Source organism: Geothrix terrae (genome assembly GCF_022808775.1).
Taxonomy (GTDB): domain Bacteria; phylum Acidobacteriota; class Holophagae; order Holophagales; family Holophagaceae; genus Geothrix; species Geothrix terrae.
This window is the reverse complement of record NZ_JAKZLA010000002.1, coordinates 328,110-352,388: the sequence shown is the minus strand read 5'-3', so window position 1 is coordinate 352,388 and position 24,279 is coordinate 328,110. Positions and strand designations below refer to the sequence as shown.

Sequence of the window (24,279 nt, the reverse complement as noted above, 5' to 3'; positions counted from 1 at the left end):
ATGACTGGCGGATATCCGGGCCGGGAATTCCGGGGCTAGGACCGTCCCTTTCCGCGGAGGAACCGGGTGCTGGCCTCCAGGTCGCGGCGGCCCCGGGCCTGGTGCACCTCCATGGACTCCAGGGCGCGGGTCAGGGCCAGGGGACCGCCGTCGAAGGCCTGGACCCGGGGCCGGAGGAAGGCCTCGAAGGCGTCGCGGCCCACGGTGTCCCACAGAACCCCACCCAGGCGTCCGATGAGGCCGCAGAAATCATCGCTGCGGAACTGGGGCGCCACCTGGTCGAAGTGCCGCTGGAGCCAGGCCCAGGCCAGGGGCCGGGTCTCGGGGTCGGCCAGGGCGCCGTCCAGGATCAGCACGGACTCCCGGATGTCGAAGCCGTCCCGGAGCATCAGGTCCAGCGCGGCGTTGACGAGGGCGGGGGTGCGGAAGGCGCCGAGTCCGGCCATGAGCCGGGCGCGCTCCTGGCGATCCGGGGTCGCGCGGGCCTGCGCCACCAGCCGGTCGAAGAAGGGCCGGCCGGAGGCCTGGGCGGAGGTTCGCGCAGCGACGGCCAGAACCGGCGCCACCAGATCGGGGTCCACGCCCTTGCGGGTCTTCAGCCAGCGCCCGGCCAGGGCTCTCGCTTCGGCGGACAGCCGCGGATCCAGGCCGTGGGACGCCACGTGCGGAACCAGGAGCGCCCGGAGGCGGCGGGCCTCCACGTCTTCGCCGGATCGCGGCGTCCAGCCGAGCGCTCGGGCTCGCGAGCCCCAGGTGGCCTGGACGTAGGCCGCCAGGTGCTTGCGGTCGCCGGGGGCCAGGAGCCCAACCGGGATCCGGTCCGCGAGGGCCAGGGACTGGGCCACGATGAGCCGGTCCGGATCCTGGGCGGCAGCAGAGGCCAGCCGCATCGTCGAGGCCAGGTCCAGAGTCCCCGTCTCGCCCATGGCCTTCGCGTCGTCCAGGAGGCGGAACCGCTCCGGGGCCGTCAGCGCCGCGGCGGGGGCGCGCAGGAGGGCTTCCAGCTGGGCGGTCCCGTAGGCCACCCGGTAGTAGCCCGAGCCGCCCGCGTTGAGCAGGAGCCAGTCGGGCCGCTGGCCCCCGGGAAGGGGGAAGGTGCCCGACTTTCCCGTGAGCACCCCATAGAAGGGCTCGGCGGTCCGGTCCGTGCGGATGCCCACGGGGAGGGTCCAGACCGCCGGGGTCCCGGATTCCGCGCCGGCGGCCAGGAACCGCGCCTGGGTCAGCTCGAGGCTCCAGCCCCCGGGTGTCTGGACGCAGCGGCCCGTGAGGACCGGGATGCCGGGCTGGCCGATGAAGGTCTCGAACACGGACCGGGCCGGGGCGCCGGCGCCTTCCTGCACGGCCTGGAGCCAGTCCTCCGAGGTGGCGTTGCCCCACTGGTGCCGCTGGACGTAGGCCCGGACGATCCCCTGGAAGCGCTCGGGCCCCAGCCACCGCTCCACCATGGTCATCAGGGCGTTGCCCTTGAAGTAGGTGAGGTTGTTGTCGAAGGAGTTCTCGATGTTGTCCTTGGAGGCCACGGGCTGGCGCACCCGCTTGGCCGAGGGCAGGGCGTCCGCCGCCATGGCGTTGGCGATGAGCTGGAGCCGGTTCGCAGGGACCCGCCAGGAGGGCTCGAAGGCCTCCATCATCTTTGCGTCGATCCAGGTGGTCATGCCCTCGTTCAGCCAGGTGTCGTCCCACCAGGCCATGGTCACCACATCACCGAACCAGTAGTGGCCCAGCTCATGCACGGCGATGGTGCTGTAGAACTCCTTCCGCGCCGGCGTCTCCTCGCCGGGCTTGATGAGGGTCAGCGGCTGGCCCAGGGCCACCAGCCCGGGGTGCTCCATGGTGCCCCAGTAGCGCGGGACCACCGCCACATCGAGCTTTCCGAAGGGATAGGGCATGCCGAAGAAGTCCTCCAGCAGGCCCACCAGCCGCGGCGTGGCTTCGGCCGCGTAGCGGGTCTCCGCGCCGCGGCCCTTCGGCACCACGAACCGCAGCGGCGTGCCGTGGTGTCCGGCCGTGCCCGCGGGAATCACCTCGAAGGGGCCCACCACCAGGGCCACCAGGTACGAGGGCAGGGGGCGGGACTCCGCGAACACGATCCGCTTCATGCCGCCGGGCTCGGCGGTTTCCTCCGTGGCCGGGGCGTTGGCCAGCCCCACCTGGTCCTGGGGCACATGGAGCACCAGAGTCCAGGGGATCTTGAACCCGGGCTCATCGAAGCAGGGGAAGGCCCGCCGCGCGTCGATGGGCTCGAAGAAGGTGTAGGCGTACCAGTCGTCGCCCTCCTTCACCCGGTAGAGGCCCTGGCTGCGGGTGGAATCCAGCGCGCCCTCCCAGGCCAGCGTCAGGCGCGCCGGGCCGGGCGCCACGGGCGCCGCGAAGCGCAGGCCCACCACGTCCTCGTTCCCCGGGGTCACCGTGGCGGTCTGGCTCGCGCCGCCCGCCGCGAGCTCCACGCGCTGGAGCTTGAGGCCCGTGGCGTTGATCCAGAGGGTCGCCGTGGGCTCCGAGACCGCCAGGTCGTACGTGGCGGTTCCCGTGAAGGCTTCCCGCGACGGGACGATGGTCAGCTCCAGCCGCCCCCGGAGCGGGCGCACGGAGGCCGGAAGGCGCAGCGTGGGGGGCGTGGCCTCCCCGCTCCAGAGGGCGACCCCCATCGCGCAGAGCACCGTGCCGACGATCGTCTTGAGCCGCATGCGGGAACCTCCAGGTCCGGGGCCGGAGACACCCGGAATCCCGGGTTCGATTGGATCACGGGCGGGGTGGCGGTGGTATCCGCGGCGGGCTGATGCGGGCGGTGAGACGTCTCTTGAGAGAGGGGTTGCGAAGACCGGCTTTCATGGGTGCCGAACCTTCATGCATGGACTGGCACGGGGTCCCCGTCAGGTCCCCTCGCCCCGGATGCACTCCTTCGTCCGCGAGGTCATGGCCCGGCTGACGGTCAGCTCCACCTGGGGCGCCACCAGCACCTTGATCCGGCCCACCGTGGACGGGCGGATCCCCTTGACCATCTGGGGCCGCAGCAGCAGGTTCCGCTGGATCCGGAGCATGCCGGCCTCCGGGAAGGCCTGCTCCACTTCCGTCAGGGTGGACCATCGGGTCAGGTAGCGGTTCTGGCCCCGGCAGGCCCACACGCGGTCGCTCTCGAGCTCAAAGTGCGTCACCAGGTCCAGGTCCATGTAGATCTCCCCGTCCCCGGCCCGGATGGGGAAGCGGACGGGAGGCGGCATGAGCGTCTTCAGCTCCGAAGGGCTGAGCCGCCGGACCAGCCGGTCGCGGAGGCGCTGGAGGCACTTGGCGAGGCGGTCCTCGAACACCGGTTTCAGCAGGTAGTCCACCGCGGCGAGCTCGAAGGCCCGCACGGCGTAATCGGAGAAGGCCGTCACGAACACCACCGGCGGGCAGTCCGGGACTTCGGCCAGCACCTCCAGCCCGTTGAGGCCGGGCATCTGGATGTCCAGGAAGATGACGTCCACCTCGGCCGGCTGCTTCAGCCACTGGAGCAGGGCGACGCCATCTCCCAGCTCATCCACGATGGTGCATTCGGCCTCCTGGAGGAGCCGCGAGAGCCGCTCCCTGGCCAGAGGTTCGTCATCAACTACCAGGGCCTTCAGAGGCTTCATGGGGCCATTCTACTTGGGTCGCCTCGAACTGGATGCAGGCGAGCGTGCCCTGGCCCGAGGGCCCGATGACGAGCTCGGCGCCGGAGCCGAAGTGCAGGGCGAGGCGCGAGCGCAGGTTCTTCAGGCCGATGCCGCTTCCGTTCACCTGGTTCGGGAACGGCCTGCCGGAGTTCCAGATCTCCAGCCGGACCGAGCCGTCCCGGGAGCGGGCCCGGATGATGATGTCGCCGCCCGGAATGCTCGGCGCGATCCCGTGCTTGATGGCGTTCTCCACCAGGGGCTGGAGGAGGAGTGGCGGGATCTCGATGGAATCGAGCCCCTCGTCCCAGTCCCACAGGACCCGGAGCCGGGGCCCCAGCCGGATGGCCTCCAGGGCCAGGAAATCGGAGATGATCTTCCGCTCTTCCCCGAGGGGCAGCCGCATGTGCTCGGAGGCCCGCAGGATGCGGCGGAGCAGGTCCGACAGGTGCCGGATGGCGGTTTCGGCCGCCTTGGGATCCTTGTGGACCAGTTCCGCCAGGCCGTTGAGCGCGTTGAACAGCACATGGGGATGGACCTGCCCCTGGAGCAGGCGGTTCTTGGCGATCTGCGCCTCGGCCTCGGAGGCCGCCCGGAGTTCCTCCGACCGGGCCCGTGATGCGACGAGACCTCCGACGATCATCATGGCTGGCCCCACGAGCGAGGAGTAGACACTCGTGAGCCTGGACAGGTTGAACTGGTGACCCGCCCGTGTGAGCAACCAGGCGTCGATGGCTGGGAGGGAGACGGAAACGGATTCACAGATGACCACCGATGCGGCGAATCCCAGGACGAACTTCCAGGGGGAGGGAAGCCGGCGGGAGAGAGTCCAGGGCAGGGGGGCGATGAAGGCGAACGCGGCCACGTGCGTGAACGGCCCGGACAGGGCGCTGGCCCAGAACCAGGCATTCGAGAGCCGGTGGGAGGTGCCGAGGCTGTAGATGAGGACCGCCACCCAGAGGGAGTAGCAGACCAGGAGGACTCGCCAATTCCGGGCCAGCGGAAAGAGCGAGGCCCAGGGGTTTGCCGTGTCTGCCTCCACCGGGAAGACTCCATGTCGATCGTCACTGGACCGTGAAGATGGTGGTGGTGAGGGTGGGTGCCCAGGGTTCATGAGAGGCCCTCTGGCCCTGGCCATCGGTGACGGCGACCTTCTGCCGGTTCAGCGTCTCGCTCACGCTGCTCGACTGCTGGATGGATTCTTTGCGGAAGGAAAGGGTGGTCATGGGAGCTCCCAGGTGGCGCCTCGGGGCGCGACCTCGTTTGTGAGCCCTTGCGGGAGCCCTTCCAACCGATTTCCATGAACGGTATGTAACCACGGCTCGAACCGTTGGGCCCTCCATCTGCTACCGTTCGGCCCTTCCGGGCCCTGCGTCCGCGGGACATGTTCTCCTGAGATGGACTCTCTTCGGAAAGACCCTGGTCCATGCCGCAGACTTCCTGTCAGACCACCGATTTCTTCGTGCTCCGGAGCCCGGGCCTCCCCCTGGATGCGCTCGCCGTGGCGGTTCCGCCGCCGCAGGAAGGCCTGTCGCAGGAAGGTCTGGCGTGGGAAGGTTCGGCAGAGGAAACCCCGGAAGCCCGTCTGGAGCGGGATCGGGAGGCGTTGCGTGCCGCGCTGCGCGCGCAGATCCGCCAGCCCGCCGTGCGGGAGGCCGTGGCGCTGGCTTCGGCGGACCTGGCCGCGCGCCTGGATGCCTGGCTGGAGGGCGCGCTGGATGACCCGGCGACCCGCGGGGTGGAGCGGGCCCTGGTGAAGTACCTCAGCCGGATGAGCAGCCGTGCCACGCCCTTTGGCCTCTTCGCGGGGGTGTCCACGGGCGCCTGGGGGGCGGAAAGCCGCCTGGCCGTGGAGTCCTGGCGCTCATGCCGCAAGGCCGTGCGCCTGGACTGGGCCATCCTGGAGGCCCTGGTGGACCGCCTGGAGGGTGATCCGGAGGTGCGGTCCCGCGTGACCTACCGGCCCAACTCCAGCCTTTATGCCTGGGGCGGGTGGCGCCGGTACCTCGAGACCCGCGATACGGAAGGGAAGGGGCGGTCGTACCACCTGGAGGCGGTGGAGGCCACGCCCCACCTCGAATTCGCGCTCCAGCAGGCGCGGGCGGGGCAGTCCTTCGGAGACCTGGCGGTGCGGCTGGCGGTGCGCCTGAAGGTCGAGCTCGCGGAGGCCCGCACGTTCCTGGAGCAGGTTGTGGAAGCCCAGGTGCTGCGCGGGGACCTGCACCCGCCCTTGACCAGCCCCGATCCTCTCGGCCACGTGATCGCCGCGCTGCGGGCCCACACCCTGACGGCGCCCCAGGCGGAACCGCTGGTGGCCCTGGGCCGGGACCTGGACCGTCTCCGCAAGGCGCCCCTCGGCGCCTGCCCCGAGGGCTACCCGGCCCACCTGCCGTCCCTCCAGGGCCTGGACCTGCCCCCCGGGACCCGAGACATCCTCCAGGTGGACCTCTTCCGCCCGGCGCCGGGCCTGGCGCTGTCCACTGGGGTCCGCCGGGCCCTGGAAGAGGGCGCCGACACCCTCCGGCGGCTGACGCAGGCACCGATCGACCGGCCCCTGGAAGGGTTCCGGCGGGCCTTCGGTGAGCGGTACGGCCAGCGATGGATGCCCCTCCTGGAGGTCCTCGACGAGGAGAGCGGCATCGGGTTCGACGGCGCTCCCGCCTATGACGATCCCCTGCTGGCGGGTCTGCCCTTCCAGGCGCCGGCGCCCCCGCGGACCCTGTCGCGCCGGGACCAGTTCCTCCTGGCCCAGTTCCCGAGGTGGGCGGGGACGCGGGTCTGGACCCTGGAGGATGCGGATCTGGACGCGCTGGTCCAGCCGGATCCCCAGCCCTTCCCCGCGGCCTTCGCGGCGCTGGCCACCCTGGCGGCCTCCAACCCCGCGGACCTGGACCGCGGCGACTTCCAGTTCTGGATGGAACAGTACTCGGGTCCCACGGCGGCCCGGTGGCTGGGGCGCTTCGCCTCCGGCGACCCGGGGCTCCAGGCCTCCCTCCAGCGGCACCTCCGGAAGGAGGAGGGCCTGCGCCCGGAGGCGGTGTTCGCCGAGGTGGTCCACGTGCCGGAGGGCCGCATGGGCAACGTCCTGGCCCGGCCCGCCCTGCGGGAGTACGAGATCCCCTTCCTGGCCACGGCCGGCGTCCCCCAGGACCACGTGATCCCCCCGTCCGACCTCCAGGTGACCGTGCGGGGGGACCGGGTGGTGCTGGCCTCCGTGCGTCTGGAGCGGGAGGTGATCCCCCGCTTGTCCTCCGCCCACAACTTCGCCCGCGGTCCCGTGGTCTACCGGTTCCTGGCCCACCTGCAGGACCAGGACGGCCGGGCCGGCGGCTGGTCCTGGGGGGCCCTGGCCGAGCAGCCGTTCCTGCCCCGGGTGGTCCGGGGACGCCATGTCCTCAGCCGGGCGCGGTGGCGGATCCGCGCCGAGGAGCTGAAGGCGGCCCTGGCCGCCAGCGGCGAAGGGGCCTGGGGGGCCTTCCAGATCCTGCGGGAGCGCCTGGGGCTGCCGCGGTTCGTCACGCTCACCGATGCCGACAACAGCCTGCGGGTGGACCTGGATCGCGTGCTCTGGGTGGAGACCCTGCACCACCTCGTGGCGGGCCGGTCCGCTTTCACCCTCACGGAGTGTTTCCCGGATGCCGGGCAGACGCCGGTCACTTCGCCCGAAGGGCCGTTCGCCCACGAGCTGGTCATCCCCTTCGAAGCAGCTTCCGCCGCGCCGCCGCGGCCGGTGCGGCTCCCGCCGGCTCCCGCGGACGCCGAGATCCGCGCCTACCCGCCGGGCTCGGAATGGCTCTACCTGAAGCTCTATGGCGGCGCCGCCAGCGGGGACCGCCTCCTCGTGGCCCTGGAACCGCTGCTCCGGTGGACCCGGGCGCAGGGATTCTGGGACCGCTGGCACTTCATCCGGTACCGTGATCCGGAGCCCCACCTCCGCCTCCGGTTCCATGGCCTGCCCCTCCGCCTCCTCACGGGCCTGCTGCCCGAGGTCCACCGGCATCTGGAGGGCTGCCGCGCCCAGGGCCTCCTGTGGAAATGGCAGGTGGACACCTTCGAGCCCGAGCTGGAGCGCTACGGCGGCCCCCGGGGGTTCGACCTCGCGGAGGCGTGGTTCTTCGAGGACAGCGAGCGGATCCTGAGCCACCTGCTGGTCGGCCTGGGCCCGAAGGACCGCTGGAAGGCGGGCCTCCGTCAGGTCGATGCGATCTGGGCCGCCCTGGGGCTGGACGACCTGGCGCGCCGGGACTTATCCCGGGGCACGCGGGATGCCCTCCGGAAGGAGTTCGAGGGTACGGGGCCCGGGGTCGTGGCGATCGGCGCGAGGTTCAGGCAGCTGAGGAAGGATCTGGAGGCGGAGCTCTCCCGGCCCTCCGCCGCGCCCGATGCTTTCGGCCTCCGGAGCCTGGCGGCCATCCGTGAGGCCTGCGACCAGGGGCAGCTGCGGGAGGACCGGACCGCCTTGGCCGGGAGCCTGGCGCACATGCACCTGAACCGGCTGTTCCGCACCCATCCCCGGGAGCAGGAGTGGATCCTCATGGAATTCCTGGCCCGCCTTTACGAGTCCCGGCTGGCCAGGCCCGGGGAGGGGGGGCTGGCGCCGGGGCCGGAATCGCCAGGGGTCGAATCCGTTCGGACCTAGAAATCGACCGTTCAGGGGAAAATCTCGCCCCGGCGGCGGGTGGGGCCTAGGATCCCACGTATGGACAGGCATCCGGGCCCCCGCCCGGGTGCGATATCGATCCACAGGAGGCTCTGTGCCCGACAACCTGCAGATCCCATCGTCCGAAAGCCAGGAGTTGATCCGTATCGAGGACCCCTACGACCTGCGGGACTGGGCCATCTACTTCAGCATCTCCCGCGAGCGGCTCAGGGAGGCGGTCCTGGCCGTGGGCCCCGCCGTGGCGGATGTGAAGCACTTCCTCGGGAAATGAGCCCCGCCCATGTAGAGTCGAAGGCCGGGAGGCCTCGGCGGGCATGGCGCTTTCAGGGTGGGCGACGGACTATGTGAGGCTGGTGCTGGCGGTGGGCCGCCATGACGCCGATTTCGTGGATGCCTACTACGGGCCTCCGGCCTGGAAGGCCGAGGCGGAGGCCGGGGATCCGCGGCCCCTGCTGGCGCTGAGGGCGGAGGCGGGGCGCATCCTGGACGGCGTGGCCGCGGCTGAGGTCCCGCCCGGCGAGGCGCCGCGGCGCGACTACCTCCTGGGCCAGCTGGGGGCCGTGGCGGCCCACCTGGCGCGCCTGGACGGCCAGAGCTTCAGTTTCGACGACGAGGCCGAGGCCCTCTACCAGGTCCGCCCGCCTCGCACGCCGGAAGCCACCTTCGAGGCGGCTCTGGCGCGGCTGGACCAGGCGCTCGAGGGCCCCGGCTCCGTGCAGGACCGCTACCAGGCGGCCCGGGCGCGGGTGCTCATTCCGGGGGACCGGGTGGATGCGGTCTTCCAGACCGCCATCGCCGAGGCCCGCGAGCGCACCCGGCGCCACGCGACACTGCCGGCCTCGGACCACTTCCACGTGGAGTACGTGCGGGGCAAGGCCTGGTCCGCCTACAACTGGTACCAGGGCGGCGGGACCTCGGTGATCCAGGTGAACCTGGACCTGCCCATCGCCATGGACCGTGCCCTGGACCTGGCCGCCCACGAGGGCTACCCGGGCCACCACGTCTACAACGCGCTCCTGGAGCAGCGCTTCGCCCAGGCACCCCCGGCCGGCCGGGGCTGGGTGGAGTTCACCGCCTATCCGCTCTTCTCGCCCCAGTCCCTCATCGCCGAGGGCACCGCCAACTTCGGCGTGGAGGTGGCCTTCCCTGGCGAGGAGCGCCTGGCCTTCGAGCGTGACGTGCTCTTCCCCCTGGCGGGCCTGGATCCCGCCGAGGCGGAGCCCTGGTCCCGGGTGCAGGCGGAGCTGAAGCTCCTGGCCTTCGCCGACAACGAGGCCGCCCGCGGCTACCTGGACGGCCACCTCCGCCGTGACGAGGCCGAGGCCTTCCTGGTCCGCTACTCCCTGCGGACCCCGGCCCAGGCCGCCCAGCGCCTGCGCTTCATCGACACCTACCGCAGCTACGTCATCAACTACAACCTCGGCGAGCACCTCGTGCGGAGCTGGGTGGAGCGGCAGGGCGGCACCGTGGCCGACCCCGCCCGCCGCTGGGCCGCCTTCGTGGACCTCATCTCCAGCCCGCGGCTGCCGAAGGCGCTGGAGCTGTAGAACGCCCTGTCCAGCCCTCTACAATGGGACTCGCTCCCGGGAGCCTCCCCTGCGCCTGATCATCGCCGAGAAACCGAGCATGGGCCGCGCCCTGGCGGAAGCCCTGGGCGTGACCGGACGGGGCCGGAACCTCCTCGAGGGGAACGGCCTGGTGGTGACCTGGTGCGTGGGGCACCTGGTGGAGGCCCTGAATCCCGAGGGGTACGACCCGGCCTGGAAGCCCTGGCGCTGGGACCGGCTGCCCATCTTTCCGGAGGCCTTCCGCTACGCCCCCATCGCCCAGACCCGGGACCAGTTCGAGGTGGTGGCCCGGCTGCTGAACCGCGAGGACATCACAGAGGTCGTGAACGCCACGGACGCGGGGCGCGAGGGCGAGCTGATCTTCGACCTCGTCTACCGGCTGGCGGGTTGCGCCAAGCCGGTGCTGCGCTTCTGGACCTCCAGCCTCACGCCCGAGGCCGTCCGCGAGGCCTACGGCGCCATGAAGCCCGGCGAGGCCTATGCGGGCCTGCGGGACGCCGCCCGCAGCCGCCAGGAGGCGGACTGGCTGGTGGGCATCAACGCCACCCGGGCCCAGACCCTGCGCATGCGCCGGGCCGGACCGGAGGAGGGCGTGTGGAGCGTGGGCCGCGTGCAGACGCCGACGCTGGCCCTGCTGGTGCGCCGGGAGCTGGACATCCGGAACTTCAAGCCCCAGCCCTTCTGGACGCTCCGGGCCCGCTTCGCCCACCCGGATGGTGTCTACGAGGGCCGCTGGTTCAAGGAGCATGAGGGCCAGACCCAGGAGCGTTTCGCCACCGAGGAAGAGGCCCGGGCCCTCGCGGCGCGGCTGGCGGGGAGACCCGGGAAGATCCGCAGCGCCACGGGCCGCACGGAGAAGAAGAAGCCCGAGCTGCTCTACGACCTCACCACCCTGCAGAAGGAGGCCAACAAGCGCTTCGGGCTCACGGCCGAGGGCACCCTGGCCCTGGCGCAGGCCCTCTACGAGAAACAGCTCATCTCGTACCCCCGCACCAGCAGCCGGCACCTCACCGAGGCGGATGCCCAGAAGGCCCCTCACTGGATCAAGGCCCTGGCCCAGGGCCAGCTCGCGGAGCTCCAGCCCTTCCTGGACGAGCTCCGGAAACGCTGGCCCGTGAAGCTGGACAAGCGCTTCGTGAACGACAAGGAGGTGGAGGACCACGCGGCCCTCGTGCCCACGGAGAAGCCCGCGAGGGGCCTGGAGGGCGACGAGCTGCGGATCTACGATCTCATCGCCCGGCGCTTCCTGGCGGCCTACTTCCAGGACCGCGTGGAGGCCAAGACCACGATCATCACCGAGGTGGAGGGGGAGACCTTCAAGACCAACGGCACCGTGGTGAAGGAGGAGGGCTGGTCCGCCGTGGATCCGCCCCACCGCAGGAAGAAGGCGGAGAAGGCCGCCGATCCCGCCGAAGCCGAGGAGGATGCCGACGAGGAGGCCGAGGGCAGCCTGCCCGCGGTGAAGAAGGGTGAGGCCGTGGACGTGGCCTCCCTGCACCCCAAGGAGGGGAAGACCACCCCGCCCAAGCGCATGAGCGAAGGCGACCTGCTGGCGGCCATGCAGGGCGCGGGCCGGGAGCTGGACGACGAGGCCCTGCGCGGCGCCATGCGCGACTGTGGTCTGGGTACCCCCGCGACCCGGGCCAACATGATCGAGACCCTCATCAAGCGGGCCTACGTCGAGCGCAAGCGCAATGTCCTGCTTCCCACCGAAAAAGGCATCCGGCTCATCCAAGGCCTGCCCACGGAAGCCCTGCGCAGCGCCGAGCTCACCGGCAGCTGGGAGGCCCGCCTCGAGCGCATGCGCCGCGGCGAGGAACCCCGCAAGGCCTTCATGGCCGACATCCGTGGCTTCGTCTCAGGCATCGTCGCCGAGCTCCAGGACGCCCCCGCCCCCCAGCTCCACGGCGGCCCCTGCCCCACGTGCGGCCAGCCCATGCGCATCCTCCCCAGCACCCGGCGCGGCGAATTCGTCCACCGCTGCATGCCCTGCGGGCATGTGGAGACGGGGAAGCCCGCCCCAACTTAAGAGCGTTCCCGCCGACCGACCTCCTCCCCGGGGCCCGGGAGCGGGAATTTCAGGGAGAATGTGGAAGTTCTAGGAAGTAGACTGGTTGTATTCGGTATTTCCGGCTCGTCTGCCGCAAGGAGAACGGGTGGCTCAGGTACGAAGCGTCATCATCGGCACGGGCAGCTGCATTCCCTCTCGGAAGGTTCCGAACGAAGCGTTTCTGGATCATGCCTTCTTCGAAGGCGAAGGGCGGCCCTATCCGGCCGACGAGACGGCGCGGATGGTGGGGAAGTTCCGGGAGATCACCGAGATCGCGGAGCGGCGCTACGTCTCGGAGGATCAGGTCGCCTCGGACCTGGCCCTCGAGGCCGCGGAGAAGGCCCTGGCCTCGGCCGCCATCGACCCGGAGACTCTGGACTACATCATCGTGGCCCACAACTTCGGCGACGTGACCGCGGGCAGCCGGCAGTCCGACCTGGTTCCGACCTTGGCTGCGCGGGTCAAGGCGAAGCTGCGCATCGCCAACCCCTTCTGCGTGGCCTACGACCTTCCCTTCGGCTGTCCCGGATGGCTCCAGGCCGTGATCCAGGCGGACTACTTCCTGCGCTCGGGGGACGCGAAGCGGGCCCTGGTGATCGGTGCCGAGACCCTCTCCCGCGTCTCTGATCCCGTCGACCGGGACAGCCTGATCTATGCGGACGGCGCCGGGGCCGTGGTGCTGGAGGCCCAGGCCCACGGCGAGCCCGTGGGCATCCTCTCGCACGCCACGCGGTCCGACGCCCTCGAACACGCCGGGCTGCTGCGGATGGGCCCCTCCTTCGACCGCGAAGGCGGCGATCGCCAGCTCTACATCAAGATGCAGGGCCGGAAGCTCTACGAATACGCCATCGCCACCGTCCCGGGCCTGGTGCGCCTGAGCCTGGAGCGGGCGGGTCTCTCCCTGGAGCACGTGGACAAGGTGCTGATCCACCAGGCCAACGGGAAGATGGACGAGGCCATCCTCAAGCGGCTCTTCCGGCTCTACGGCATGGCGGAGATGCCCGCCGGCATCATGCCCATGACCGTCTCCTGGCTGGGCAACAGCTCCGTGGCCACCGTGCCCACCCTCCTCGACCTGATCGTGAGGGGCCAGCTGGAGGGCCACACCCTGAGAAGCGGCAACATCGTCGTGTTCGCCTCCGTGGGCGCGGGCATGAGCATCAACGCCATGGTCTACCGCTGGCCCTGAGGCTTGAGCGGCTTCACACCAGCTTCGCCACCAGGGTCCTCAGGGAGGGCAGCACCTCGGCTTCGAACCATGGGTTGCGGCGCAGCCACAGGTTGTTCCGGGGGCTGGGATGGGGGAGCGGAACCAGGCGGGGCCAGTCCTTCCTCCAGTTGCGCACCAGGTCGGTCAGGGAGGCGGCTCCCGCTCCGTACTCGTGACGCTGGGCGTACTGCCCAATGACCAGGGTGGTCTGAAGGTTGGGCAGGTGTCCGAGCAGCTGGGCGCGCCAGGCCGGCGCACACTCGGGCCGCGGCGGAAGGTCGCCCGACTTCCCCGTGCCCGGATAGCAGAATCCCATGGGCAGGATGGCGATCCGTTCGGCGTCGTAGAACACCTCGCGGCTGATTCCCAGCCACGCGCGCAAGCGCTGGCCGCTCGCGTCATCGAAGGGCAGGCCGGACCGGTGGACCTTCCTCCCGGGCGCCTGGCCGACGATGAGGATCCGGGCAGCCGGATGCAGCTGGAGGACCGGATTCGGCCCCAGGGGCAGCTCGTCCCGGCACAGGGTGCAGGCGCGGACTTCCGCCAGGAGCGAGGTGCAGGCGTCCAGGTCTGTGGCGTTCATGGTTGGGCCGATTGAATCGAATGAGCGGGTGGCGCGTGCCTCAGGGAATGGCGTCCAGGTATCCCTCGATCAAGGAGTCGGTGGGCCATTTCTCCGAGTTCGTGCGGGTGTGGGCCAGGAAGCCCGCCGCCTCAGGAGGCGCGGCCGTTCTGAGGTCCTTGAGGGTGGGGTACAACTCGGCCAGGGTCCGCAGAACGGTACCTTCGTCTTCCTTACCAGACATGACATGGCTCCCTGCGCACCGTGATCCCGGTGCAAGGGAAGCCTGCACCCTGCGCCCCGTCCTGTCTACAGGAGGTCCCGGAGGCAGCGTCCGGACCTTGGGCTTGTGGCGCCAGAGGTGGCTCTGCCGGGAGTGGCCTCGTCCGATCGCGTTTGAGGGGCGTCATTCATCTGATCGGCACTGAGCGTGATGGGCCGACTCTGATTTCAGGGCCAAGCCCCGTGAACCGGCGGCTGGTCTGCCCCAGTCCCGCTTCGAGGGCCTCCCTGGCCCCAAGGATGGTGGCTCCCGTGCGGGCGCGGGTGAGGGCGGTGTAGAGGATCTCGCGGGTCAGCAACGGGCTGTCCGCGGGGGGGAGGATCAGGATCACGCGGTCGAACTCGGACCCCTGGGCTTTGTGGACCGTCAGCGCCCAGGCCAGTTCGAGCTGGGGTTGGAGGGGGCGATGGGGCAGGAGCCTGAACCCCGATGAGGTCCGGAAGGCCACCGCCTGATGGATGCCGTCCTCCTGGCGGGCCTTGACGACGATGCCCTGGTCGCCGTTGAAGAGGCCGCGCCGGTAATCGTTGAGGGTGACCATCACGGGTTCGCCCGCGTAGACGGCCAGGTCGCGGTCGAGGGCCCCGGCGGCCTCCCGTCCCACAAGCTGATGGAGCCTCTGGTTCAGGCCCGCCACGCTGCGCAGGCCGGGGGTCTCGCGCAGGGGGCACAGGATCTTGGCATGTTCGTGGGCCCGGAAGAGATCCTCCAGGGCCGCTTCATCACCGGCGGCCCAGGCCCGTCCGTCGTGGTGGTAGATCCGGTCGGCGGCCTCCCGGAAACCAGGCTGGCCGAGAACCTCCCCTTCGAGGTAGTCCCGCAGGAACGCCCTCAGGGAGGCATCGTCCCCATCGGCATGCTCAGCGCCGCGGCCTCGGATGTCGGCGATGGATGGCCGCGTGGCGAGCGCGCCCTCCGCATCCAGGGCGGCGGCCCCGCCGGCGCGGAGGGCCTGGGCCGCCAGCAGCACGGAGCGGCCGTCCGGATTGGCGGCGTCCATCCGGTAGCTGTGGGTCAGCCGGAGGGTGGCCTCGGGCAGGGACTCCACGAGATCGCGGAAGACCGCGCCGGCCTCGACGGAAGGAAGCTGCTCCGCGTCCCCGAGGAGGACCAGCCGGGCCTGGGGGTCGAGGGCGCCCGCCAGGCCATCCATCAGCTCCAGCCCCACCATGGAGCTCTCGTCCACGATCACCAGGCGCTGGGGCAGGGGATTGTTCCGGTGATGCCGGAAGGTCTGCCGGGAGGGCAGGAAGGCCAGGAGGCGATGCAGAGTCTGGGGCTCAGGCAGGTTGTCCAGAAGCCGGCGGTCCTCCTCGCTGGGAGACGTGATCCTGCCCAGGGTGCCGCGGATGCTCTCGCCCATGCGCTGGGCTGCCTTGCCCGTGGGCGCGGCCAGGGCGATCTCGGCCGGGTCGAAGCCGAGGCGCATCGCCGCCCGGAGGATGGCCACCACGATGGAGGTCTTCCCGGTGCCCGGGCCACCGGTGAGCAGCGTGAACGGCGCCCGGATGGCCTGGCCCACGGCCTGGCGCTGTTCCCCGGAGAGCAGGACCGGCGCATCGAGCAGATCCCCTAAGTCTGGGTGTTTCGGTCCACCGGCAGGACTCGCGGCCGTCCGCGCCCGGATGGCTTCGGCCAGGCGCAACTCGGCCGCATGCAGCCGAGCGGAGGCGAGCCAGGCCTCGGCTCGCACGAAGGGGCGGACGGGTTCCCCGGGGGCCCCGAAGGCCACCGATAGGGTCGGTCGATCCAGAAGGTCGGCCAGCGGCACCTCCGTCCCGGTGAAGAGGACCAGCCGCGCCTGGATCTCCTCGGCACCGACTCCGGTGAGCGGCAGGCGGGTGTGGCCATCCTGGGTGGCGAGCAGCACCAGCAGGGCCACCAGGGCGAGGGCCTCCCGGTCTTGCCGATCCAGCCCGGTGGGGATGCCCGCGAAGGTCTCGGCCAGGGTCAGGAGTTCCGGGCCATGGCCCATCCGGACGAGGGTTTCCCGCCACGCTCTCGGATCGCCCAGGGGGCGGGCGGTGTGAGCCGTGCGCTCAGCCATGCATCCCCCGCTCCATGCGGCTTTGGGCCAGCTCCTCGATGCGCATGGCCCCAAGGTCCCGCCGCCAGGCCTGGACCTCCTCCCAGCTGGGCCGGCGCGTCCAGATCCCGCCCGCCGGCAGGCCGCGGAGGAACACGTACACCGCCCCGCCGAAGCAAGCCTGGAAGGCGGCCTCATCCTCGATCCCCGCGAAGGCCAGGGCGGCGAGGGTGTAGATGCGCACCTGCAGGTCGTAGTGGGCGGCCATGGTGCGGTCCAGTGCTTCCGGGCCGTAGTCGCCGCCCTCGAGGCTGTTGGTTTTCCAGTCGAGGACGTAGATCCGGCCTTCCCGCTCGAACAGGAGATCCAGCGAGCCTTCGAGGCCGTCGGGGTGGTCCGGGAAGGGCATCTGGAAGGCCACCTCGGGAAGGCGCTTCTCCAGGTCATCCAGCCGCGCCCCAGGCCCTTCGGGCAGGTGGATCTCCGTCGTCAGGGCTGTCCAGGCCAGGCGGAGGGCCTCTCCGGCCAGCGCGGAGCTCAGGCCCTGGCCCCGCAGGCATTCCGTGGCCAGCGGCAGGAAGGCCTCCCGCCAGGCGTCGGGAGCCAGGACGCGGGTCTTCCCGGTGGGGATGCGCTCGAGCAGCTCGTGCAGGGCCGTGCCCGTGGCGGTGCCGCCGGGGAGGCCGCTGGCGGGCCGCTGCAGCCGCGGCACCGGCACTTCGTCGGCCCGCGCTTCCTCCTCCTGGCTGGCGGCGCGCTGGGCCTCCCCGAAGGCGCGGGCCAGGGAGGTGAAGGAGTGGAGCTGCAGGGGGCGCCCCCGCCGGGCGAGGCCGGGGAAATCGGGGGAGGGCGGCGCGGGAGGGAGCTGGAGCTGCGCCGGCAGGGTGGGCGCAGGCCCCTCGGGGAGGGCGTGGACCGGGGCCGGAAGGGGCGTGGTCCACGCGCCCCAGGTGGCCGCCTCGGCTTCTTTCAGATCCCTGATGCGCCGGTTGAGGCGGCCGTGGCGGCCCTTGGGATGGCCGTCGGCGTCGAAGGATCCCTGCGCGCTGGGCGGCTCGGACCCCAGTGTGAACACGGGCATCACCAGGTGCACCTTGGGCCGGGTGATGGCCACATACAGCAGCCGCTCGTCCTCCCGGTCGGCATCGGCCTTGGCCAGCCCCTTGATCGCATCCGGCATGGCATTCCGTGGGCCGAGGAAGGCGCACCGGGCGTTCGCGGCGTCGTGGAAGCGGTGGACGGTCCCGGTCTTCGTGAATGGGTTTTCGCCGTAGCCGCCGAACAGGGCCACCACCGACGCCTCCAGGCCCTTCGCCTTGTGGATGGTCAGGAGGCGCACGGCCCGGGCCTGCCCCTCCGCCCGCTGGATGCCGGGCTCGGCGTCGAGGGTGGGGAGATCCTCCTCGCGGATCCAGCGCCCCAGCCGCAGGAGCAGGTCCTCGGGGTCGAGGTGGGACGCGGTGGCTTCCGTCAGCAGCTGCTCGACGAGGTGGTGCAGGTTGGTGAGGGACCGGTCGCCCCGCTCGGTGATCAGGAGGCGCGGTACGATGCCGCTTTCCTCGAGGATGGCGTTGAACAGGCGGGGGTAGCGCCGCTGGTGCGCCAGCTCCCGCCAGCGTTCCAGCCGCGCCAGGACGGGATGGCCCGCGGGCAGGTCGAGGCAGACTTCGGCCTCGGCGATCCCGAAGCCGAAGAACCGGGTGAGCAGCGCCTTGCCCCGTGCGTCCGGATCGTCGGGACGCAGGATTCCGCCGAGGAGATCCTTCCACTCGAAGGCCTCCCGCGTCTGGAACAGCCCGTCCGCCTTGAAGAACGCCGAAGGCAGCCCGGCCTCCCGCAGGGCCTTGGCCATGAGCCGGGATTCAGCGCCCGTGTGGGTCAGCACCATCAGGTCCCCCGCGTGGAGGGGGCGGGGCGGTTCCGACGTGCCGGCGTGGAAGGTGGTCCCGCGGTCGATGAGCTCGCGGAACACGGCGGCGATGCCCGCGGCGATCTGCGCCCGGAGCCGGCCCATGGGGCCCGCCGCCGGGACTTCCAGCAGCCTCAGGGGCGGCAGGTCGCCGTCCGGCCCCGCGAGGCGGGGCTTCCGCCCCGCTGTGACGGGCTCCGGGTACTCGTTCGGCGCCGAGAAGAACCCGCCCTCCGGAGCCAGGACCGTGTTCACGGCTCCGATCAGCGCTTCGGAAGATCGGAAGTTCTGCTGGAGCGCGAGCCGCGCTCCGCCGGATTCCAGGAGTGTCTTCCGCGCCTCGAAGTAGGTGGGCAGGTCCCCGCCGCGGAAGTCGTAGATCGCCTGTTTCGGATCGCCCACCAAGACGAGGCGATGGTCCGGGCCGTGGAACAGCCGGCGGAAGATCTCCCATTGGCGGCCGTCCGTGTCCTGGAACTCGTCGATGAGGGCCGCGCGGTAGCGGGCCTGGAGGCGGGCCACCAGATCGGGGTTCTTCACGCCCTCGGCCACCTGGTCGATCATGTCGTTGAAGTCGAAGATCCCCTCGGAGGCTTTCCGGGTCTCCATCACCACCCTGAGGGGCGGCAGTAGCCGATGGACGATCACGCTCTCCAGCGTGGGAAGGGCGGCCTTCAGCGCGGCGAGGCCGTCCCGGATTCGCGTGGCGGGACCCGCGGGAACCGGATCGTCCCACACCGCCTTGGCCCAGACCCCGACCGAAGCACCCTTGAACAGATCAAGGCCGATGAGCTTTTCCCAACCGCTCAAGGTCTCCTGAGCCCGGAGGGAGGCCAGCATTTGGCCCAGGATGGCGAATCGCCCCAGCGCGGTCTTGGCGGGACCTTTGCCGTACGCGGTCTGAAGGGCCTCCGCCTCGATCAGATCCGCCATGGGGAAGGCCCCGACCGCCGCCCGGGCCTGGGCCAGCTGAGGCTCGTCGGGCCACAGGGTCGCGCGCGTGGCCCAGGCGTCCCTGAGGAGCTTCTCCAGATCCTCCGGGGATCCGGTCTGCTCCAGAGCTTCCATCAGAAACGCCTGATCGGCCTCGGTGGCACAGAATGCGGTGCGCAGGTGGTCCTTGAAGACCTCCGCGAAGAGCTCGCCTTCGGCCATCCGTGTCTGGCGGAAGAGGCGGCCCGTCTCGAAGGCCGCATCCTGGAGCACCTTCTGGCAGAAGGCGTGGATGGTGGAGATCACGGTGCGGTCGAAGGCCTGGAGGGCGGCGTCCAGCTTCGCGCGGGCCGCCTCATTGAGCTCCCAGTGGGCGCGGCCGGGCTCGAAGCGATCCTCCTGGAGGTCCCGCAGCTCCTGGAGCTTCTGGCGGATGCGCCGGCGCAGCTCCAGGGCCGCGGCCTCGGTGAAGGTGACGATGACGATCTGCTCGAGGGGCAGGCCTGCGGTCAGCACCAGGTCCACGACCAGGTGCTCCAGGGTGAAGGTCTTCCCGGTCCCGGCGCTGGCCTCCAGCACCCAGTGCTTCGGCTCCAGGTCCGGGAAGGCGGCCGGCTTGGGGTAGCGGACCGGGCTCATTCGACCTCCTCCGTGGTGCCGGTCACCGCCTGGTGGAGGAAGTCGCCCAGCCGCCGCTCGGCGGTGCCCGCTGGATCGGGATCGAGGTCGAAGCGCTCGGCGCGGCGAAGAGGGCCGGTCTTGAACGCGGCGAAGCTCCGGTCGTTTTCCGCCTTCTCCAGAACCCATTCCTGGAGGTCCGCCGCGTTCCACACCGGCGCTTCCAGCAGGGCCTCGATGGGCAGCAGGCCGGGCTCCCGGGTTTCCAGCAACTCCGTGATCCAGGCCGTGAGCCGGGCCCTGGCCGCCGCCGGATCCAGAGGCGAGAAGGTCACGAGGCTCCGGTACGCCCCGGGCTTCTCTCCATTAGCGGATCGTCCGGCGATGCCGAGGGCGCTGTGGGCGATCTGCATGTCTGAAGCCGCGGCCAGCAGGTGCTGATCCAGGTAGGCCCGGAGCAGCTTGCCCTTGAAGGCGTCCGTCAGGTTGTTCCTCGAATTGGATCCGGCCTTCTTCAGGAGGATGAGGCTGGCGTCCTTCGCCTGGGGTTGCAGGGAGCCCACCAGCCGGACCTTCAGGGTCTCCCCATGCACGGGAACGGCAAGCTCCAGGGGCGGTCGGACCTCGTCGGCATCCTCCTCCAGGCTCATGGAGGGGCCGAACCGCACGAGGCGGACCCTCTCGCCCCGGAGGGCCTTCGCCTGCTGCCCGAGAAGCTCGAGATCCTCCTGGACCTCAGCCTGCCCGAAGATCCCGGGCGCGGCCTGTCCGGCGCGCTGGAGGGCCCGCCGGGCCCCGTGGTAGGCCGCTTCCGGATCCAGGCCCTGGCGGGCCACCCTCAGGAGGGCTTCCCGGCGGAGGAGGGCCCGGTGCAGGGCCGAGGTGCCGAGGGCCTCCTCCTCCAGCTCCGCCACGTCCTCTTCCTCGTCCCGAAGCTGCAGCCGGACCTTGGCGGTGCCCTGGACCGGGCATTCCAGCCAGGCCCTCAGGTGGGCCAGGCGCAGGGTCAGGGCCCTCGGAAGGCTCCGGCCGGAGGGCGTGGGGCAGGGATCCACCAGGACGTCGAGGTCCTTCCGGATGGGCTCGGGCAGGGGCAGCGAGGACCACGGCCGGTCCTCCATCCCCGGGACCGAGGCAGCCAGCAGCTTCCCGGCGGCCTGGGCCTGGGCCTCGCGGTGTGCGGCGGGGGCCAGGGACCGGAGGTCCGTGGATCCCACCGCGGGAAAGTAGGCTTCGTCGAACCGGTAGCGGGAGTGGCACTCCTGGAGGTCCGTCTGGGCGAGGGGCGCCAGGGATTGGACGAGGTCCTGGACGAGGCTGGAAGGGAGCCGCTCCTCCTTGCTGACGGGATCCTCGGTGGGGTAGGTCAGGCGCAGGCTCTCGCGGGCCCCCAGCAGCATCTCCAGGAAGAGATACCGGTCGCGCTCGGCCGCCCCCACATCGCCCGGCTTGCGCTTGACGTTGCGCAGATCGAGAGGCTGCCGCTCCTCGGGTGACGGGAACTGGCCCTCCCCGAGCCCCATGAGGATGACGGCGCGGAAGGGCAGGGCCCGCATGGGCGCATAGCTCCCGACCACCACGCCCTGGTGGGGGCGGCCGCCGGCTTCGCCCCGGATGCCGGCCAGGGCCCGGTTGGCCAGCTCGCGGGCCTGCCGGTAGTTCAGGATGGGCGGCTCCAATCCCGGGGGTACGAGGGATGACAGGCGGAGCAGGGCCTGGGCCAGCTTGGCGCGGCCCCCGGCATCCGCGGCATCCTCGCCGCCGAGATAGGCCAGCAGGAACTCCGAGAGCCGCTCTCCCCAGGCCGCGGGCGTGCCGTGGAAGGTCCGCAGGCCGCGCACCCGCTGGATGAGGGCGGAAGCCTGATCCACGAAGGCCGCCGTGGAGGCCGCGTCCCCGGCGTGGGCGGAAGGGCGCTCGAACCCGCTGTCGGACCAGGTGAGCTCGGCGGGCAGGAAGGCGGAGAGGGCGAGGCGTTCCAGCCCCTGCTCCCAGTGGAAGAAGCCCGGCTCCACCAGGGCCTCGTCCGCCAGATCCTCGGGCCCCAGGCCCCGGACGATGCCCGCGGATTCGGTCCACCGGGCCCAGGCGTCCGTGTCCAGGTCGGGGAAGTGCGCCGTCACGGCCGGATGGGTCAGCGCCCGCAGCAGGTCCCGGCGGCTGCCCCGGCCCAGGGGGAGATCCAGGAGCAGCTCGGCCCCGTCCAGCAGGGACGCCAGCGCCGGCGAGGGGGCGTCCACCACCACCATGGGGATGCGTCCCGTGGTGTCGAAGGCCGTGCGCAGGTGATCGATGTACGCCGTGCGCAGGCTCCCGTTGGGAGGCACCACCACCGCGATATCCGAGAAGCGCAGCGGCCGTTCGGGAGAAGCCGCTTCCATCAGCCGCCAGATCTCGGAAGCCACCACCTCGGCCTCCCGCGCAGGGCTGGGGCAGGCCAGGATGCGCACGGAGGCATCCGGCTCCCCGGGCTCGCAAGCCGCCCGATGCTGGAGGGCGTCCTGCACCCGTCGCAGCAGGGTGGAGCGGTCCGGCTCCGGGAAGGCGCTCTGGAAGTCGCAGTCCGAGATCTCGTTGAGCAGCCGGACGTTCTCCCGCCCCGGGCGCCCCCAGCGCCGCAGGAGCAGGGGATCGGCTTCGGACTCGAGGGCATAGGGATCGGCTTCGTCCAGCGATTCAGGCAAAGCTGTTAGCTGCTGGCTCCGGCGGCGGTGCTCGGCTTCGGTGGGAAGGTCGTCCCAGAACTCCTGGCAGGGGTTCAGGGCGTACAGATGGACGTCCACACGCTTGGCGGCAGCCTCGAAGGCCCGGTGGTAGACCTCAGCCGCATAGCTCAACCCGAAGACGTGGATCCGGGGCGGCAGGGGGATCCGGTCGAAGCGCCCCTCCCGCAGGAGGCCGGCGAGAGTGGTCCAGCGCTCGGGGCCCGCCTCCGCCCCGGCGAGGATGCGGGTCCACAGGCCCCGCTGCCAGGCTTCCAGCTCGATGGGCGCTCCGGAGACGGACCGGCCAGCTGCCCAGGCCCCGGCCCATTCCGGGCGGGTGAGGCTGTAGTCCTCCAGGAGGCCCGCCGCCTTCTCGGCCAGCTGCATGAGCTTCAGGTCGGCCCCGTCGCCCTCCAGGTAGCGCTTCAGGGGCTGCAGGTCCGCGGCCTCCAGGGCGCCCGGCTGCGACAGCACGGACAGGATGGCGCCCTGGAGGGCGTGGCGGTTCCACAGCCGCACCGGCGGGTCCATCTGCCCCAGCGGCCCGCGCCACAGGCCATCCAGGTAGTTCACCTTGAAGTTGGCCAGGATGCCCAGCGACTTCCCCAGGCCATCCAGCAGGTAGCGCTTCACATTCGGATTGGGCACCACCAGCTGGATGGGCTCCCACATCCCGAAGGCCTGCCGTTCCTGTCGCAACGCCTCCGTCAGCGTCTCGAGGAGGCGCTCCGTGCGGTTGGCATAGGTCAGGCTCAGCATGGTCGGGAAGGGTCCAGCGTAGCGGAAGCGGATGGAGATGAGGCGGCGTTCCCTCTGTAGACCCGGGCTCGTTCCGGCCTGAGCCCGGGCCTTCCAGATATGGCTCGATCCGATGGACAGCCACTGTCCGTTCAGGCCGCCCGCATCGGGGTCAGGAGGCTTCTTGTCCGTGAGCGGGCTGATGAAGCGAGATGGATTCTGGCCGTCGCGGCATTCTGTGACTTCGAATCTCGTTAGCCCATAGAGATTTGGCCGCCTCGCGGCGGCCAAATTGGCAGTGTGGCCAATCCTTCGGGCTGACAGGAGTCAGGAAATCCCTGCGTTGGGGAATTTGACAGGGGTATCCTGAATTTCCGGGGTCTGAGCGGCACTATCTGAAGCAGGAAGTGAGTCGTGGCTGGGGCTTTGGCTCTTGGATTATCGAATTTCCTAAACAGTCTGAACAGGGGATCTTTTTTTCTATCAGGGAGCACGAGGAAAATTCGAGGCGCCTTGGTAATCAGGGTAATCAGTTGGTGTCGATACCCTGGTGGATGTCGAGTGGTAGAGCCCTCATACAAGCGGATACATATAGCCTTCAGGGGCCTTCCCCAAATTCTGGCGGAACATGGCCGTAAATGCACTAGGGCTCTGATAACCGAGTATGTTGGCGACTTCCTTGACTGTTTTCCCAGAGGCTAGAAGAGAGACCGCCTCTGAGAGCAGCACTTGCTGCCGCCAGGCGACGAAGCCCATCCCAAGGTCTTGATGAAACAACCTCATTAAAGTGCGGCTACTGGCGCCGGTACCCCTGGCCAACACTTCGAAGCTCTCCTTCCTATTCGGCCGATCGAGGAGCGTGTTACAGAGCCTCACGAGCCTAGGGTCTGAAGGCATGGGAATTTGTAACGGGACCTGGTGAGCCCGTGGAATTTCAAGGAGTATTAAATTCATGATCAAGCCACCACGGCCTTGCGGATCGTAATCGAGAGATTCATCGACAGCATTGAGAATGAGCTCGCGGAGTAGCAGCGAAACTTCGATTACAGTGCATTCCTTCGGGATCTCGGCGGAAGTGCCAGGTGTGAGGTAGAGGGTCCTCATCTGAACGGGACCTTTCATTGAGACCTGATGCCGGATCCCCGGAGGGATCCATACAGCGCGGAACGGCGGAACAATCCATCCCGTGGTTTCAGTCATCACGTGCATCAGGCCCGTGATTGCATACAGGAGCTGCCCTCGAGGGTGAGAATGGGGGGCGATTACAAATCCGTCCGGATAATCCTTCGCCATCGCTACCACTGGCCGCGGTGCCTGTTGGTAGTCCTCGCTGTTTCCGGTGCGAACCATGGTGTGTCCGATTTCCGACGAATGATGTCATA

The 24,279-nt window shown here is 70.3% G+C and carries 15 protein-coding genes; 5 read left to right on the top strand and 10 right to left on the bottom strand.

Translation table 11 applies throughout. The features are described from left to right. Positions 1–35: 35 nt before the first annotated feature. From MLE42_RS04635 to MLE42_RS04620, 4 genes are all read right to left on the bottom strand, one after another. On the bottom strand, positions 36–2,690 hold the full coding sequence (locus tag MLE42_RS04635) for a M1 family metallopeptidase (RefSeq protein ID WP_275975705.1): 2,655 nt from the start codon (positions 2,688–2,690) through the stop codon (positions 36–38). Between the two features lie 186 nt (positions 2,691–2,876). After that, positions 2,877–3,617 carry a LytR/AlgR family response regulator transcription factor gene (locus tag MLE42_RS04630; protein WP_243286712.1) on the bottom strand — a complete coding sequence of 247 codons (741 nt, stop codon included), beginning with the start codon at positions 3,615–3,617 and terminating at the stop codon, positions 2,877–2,879. Beyond that, the gene (locus MLE42_RS16270; protein WP_338029957.1) at positions 3,589–4,677 is read right to left on the bottom strand and encodes a sensor histidine kinase; all 1,089 of its coding nucleotides are present in this window, start codon (positions 4,675–4,677) and stop codon (positions 3,589–3,591) included. Before MLE42_RS16270 ends, MLE42_RS04630 begins: the two co-directional genes overlap by 29 nt. Positions 4,678–4,699: 22 nt before the next feature. Beyond that, the gene (locus MLE42_RS04620) at positions 4,700–4,861 is read right to left on the bottom strand and encodes a hypothetical protein (RefSeq protein ID WP_243286711.1); all 162 of its coding nucleotides are present in this window, start codon (positions 4,859–4,861) and stop codon (positions 4,700–4,702) included. 200 nt (positions 4,862–5,061) lie between these two features. Between MLE42_RS04620 and MLE42_RS04615 the strand changes: the two genes are divergently transcribed. From MLE42_RS04615 to MLE42_RS04595, 5 genes are all read left to right on the top strand, one after another. Beyond that, complete coding sequence (locus tag MLE42_RS04615; protein ID WP_243286710.1) at positions 5,062–8,274, top strand: lantibiotic dehydratase; 3,213 nt, start codon at positions 5,062–5,064, stop codon at positions 8,272–8,274. 115 nt (positions 8,275–8,389) lie between these two features. Then, positions 8,390–8,566, top strand: coding sequence for a DUF3606 domain-containing protein (locus tag MLE42_RS04610; RefSeq protein WP_243286709.1), 177 nt, complete (start codon positions 8,390–8,392; stop codon positions 8,564–8,566). A 43-nt stretch (positions 8,567–8,609) separates the two neighbouring features. Continuing rightward, the gene (locus MLE42_RS04605; RefSeq protein WP_243286708.1) at positions 8,610–9,842 is read left to right on the top strand and encodes a hypothetical protein; all 1,233 of its coding nucleotides are present in this window, start codon (positions 8,610–8,612) and stop codon (positions 9,840–9,842) included. A 49-nt stretch (positions 9,843–9,891) separates the two neighbouring features. Continuing rightward, on the top strand, positions 9,892–11,892 hold the full coding sequence (locus tag MLE42_RS04600) for a DNA topoisomerase 3 (protein WP_338029963.1): 2,001 nt from the start codon (positions 9,892–9,894) through the stop codon (positions 11,890–11,892). Between the two features lie 127 nt (positions 11,893–12,019). Then, the gene (locus tag MLE42_RS04595) at positions 12,020–13,102 is read left to right on the top strand and encodes a 3-oxoacyl-ACP synthase III family protein (protein ID WP_243286706.1); all 1,083 of its coding nucleotides are present in this window, start codon (positions 12,020–12,022) and stop codon (positions 13,100–13,102) included. A 13-nt stretch (positions 13,103–13,115) separates the two neighbouring features. Here the strand turns inward: MLE42_RS04595 and MLE42_RS04590 are convergent, their stop codons facing one another. The 6 genes from MLE42_RS04590 to MLE42_RS04565 form a co-directional block, all read right to left on the bottom strand. Beyond that, positions 13,116–13,706: a uracil-DNA glycosylase family protein gene (locus tag MLE42_RS04590; protein WP_243286705.1), complete on the bottom strand. Its 591-nt coding sequence runs from the start codon at positions 13,704–13,706 to the stop codon at positions 13,116–13,118. Between the two features lie 40 nt (positions 13,707–13,746). Then, positions 13,747–13,929, bottom strand: a complete 183-nt coding sequence (locus MLE42_RS04585; RefSeq protein WP_243286704.1) for a hypothetical protein — start codon at positions 13,927–13,929, stop codon at positions 13,747–13,749. A 166-nt stretch (positions 13,930–14,095) separates the two neighbouring features. Beyond that, a complete protein-coding gene (gene recD, locus MLE42_RS04580; RefSeq protein WP_243286703.1) occupies positions 14,096–16,015 on the bottom strand; it encodes an exodeoxyribonuclease V subunit alpha in 1,920 nt (639 codons plus the stop codon). Then, positions 16,008–19,475, bottom strand: coding sequence for a UvrD-helicase domain-containing protein (locus MLE42_RS04575; protein ID WP_243286702.1), 3,468 nt, complete (start codon positions 19,473–19,475; stop codon positions 16,008–16,010). The genes recD and MLE42_RS04575 overlap by 8 nt, the downstream gene beginning before the upstream one ends. Beyond that, positions 19,472–22,918, bottom strand: a complete 3,447-nt coding sequence (locus MLE42_RS04570) for an exodeoxyribonuclease V subunit gamma (RefSeq protein WP_243286701.1) — start codon at positions 22,916–22,918, stop codon at positions 19,472–19,474. The genes MLE42_RS04575 and MLE42_RS04570 overlap by 4 nt, the downstream gene beginning before the upstream one ends. A gap of 552 nt (positions 22,919–23,470) precedes the next feature. Further along, positions 23,471–24,190 (bottom strand): AraC family transcriptional regulator, encoded by a 720-nt coding sequence (locus tag MLE42_RS04565; protein WP_243286956.1) that lies wholly within the window; start codon positions 24,188–24,190, stop codon positions 23,471–23,473. Positions 24,191–24,279: the final 89 nt, after the last annotated feature.

Coding starts and splice junctions, on each gene's coding strand:
- MLE42_RS04635 (WP_275975705.1), bottom strand. CDS start 2,690: ATGCGGCTCAAGACGATCGTCGGCACGGTGCTCTGCGCGATGGGGGTC.
- MLE42_RS04630 (WP_243286712.1), bottom strand. CDS start 3,617: ATGAAGCCTCTGAAGGCCCTGGTAGTTGATGACGAACCTCTGGCCAGG.
- MLE42_RS04620 (WP_243286711.1), bottom strand. CDS start 4,861: ATGACCACCCTTTCCTTCCGCAAAGAATCCATCCAGCAGTCGAGCAGC.
- MLE42_RS04615 (WP_243286710.1), top strand. CDS start 5,062: ATGCCGCAGACTTCCTGTCAGACCACCGATTTCTTCGTGCTCCGGAGC.
- MLE42_RS04605 (WP_243286708.1), top strand. CDS start 8,610: ATGGCGCTTTCAGGGTGGGCGACGGACTATGTGAGGCTGGTGCTGGCG.
- MLE42_RS04590 (WP_243286705.1), bottom strand. CDS start 13,706: ATGAACGCCACAGACCTGGACGCCTGCACCTCGCTCCTGGCGGAAGTC.
- MLE42_RS04585 (WP_243286704.1), bottom strand. CDS start 13,929: ATGTCTGGTAAGGAAGACGAAGGTACCGTTCTGCGGACCCTGGCCGAG.
- recD (WP_243286703.1), bottom strand. CDS start 16,015: ATGGCTGAGCGCACGGCTCACACCGCCCGCCCCCTGGGCGATCCGAGA.
- MLE42_RS04575 (WP_243286702.1), bottom strand. CDS start 19,475: ATGAGCCCGGTCCGCTACCCCAAGCCGGCCGCCTTCCCGGACCTGGAG.
- MLE42_RS04570 (WP_243286701.1), bottom strand. CDS start 22,918: ATGCTGAGCCTGACCTATGCCAACCGCACGGAGCGCCTCCTCGAGACG.
- MLE42_RS04565 (WP_243286956.1), bottom strand. CDS start 24,190: ATGGCGAAGGATTATCCGGACGGATTTGTAATCGCCCCCCATTCTCAC.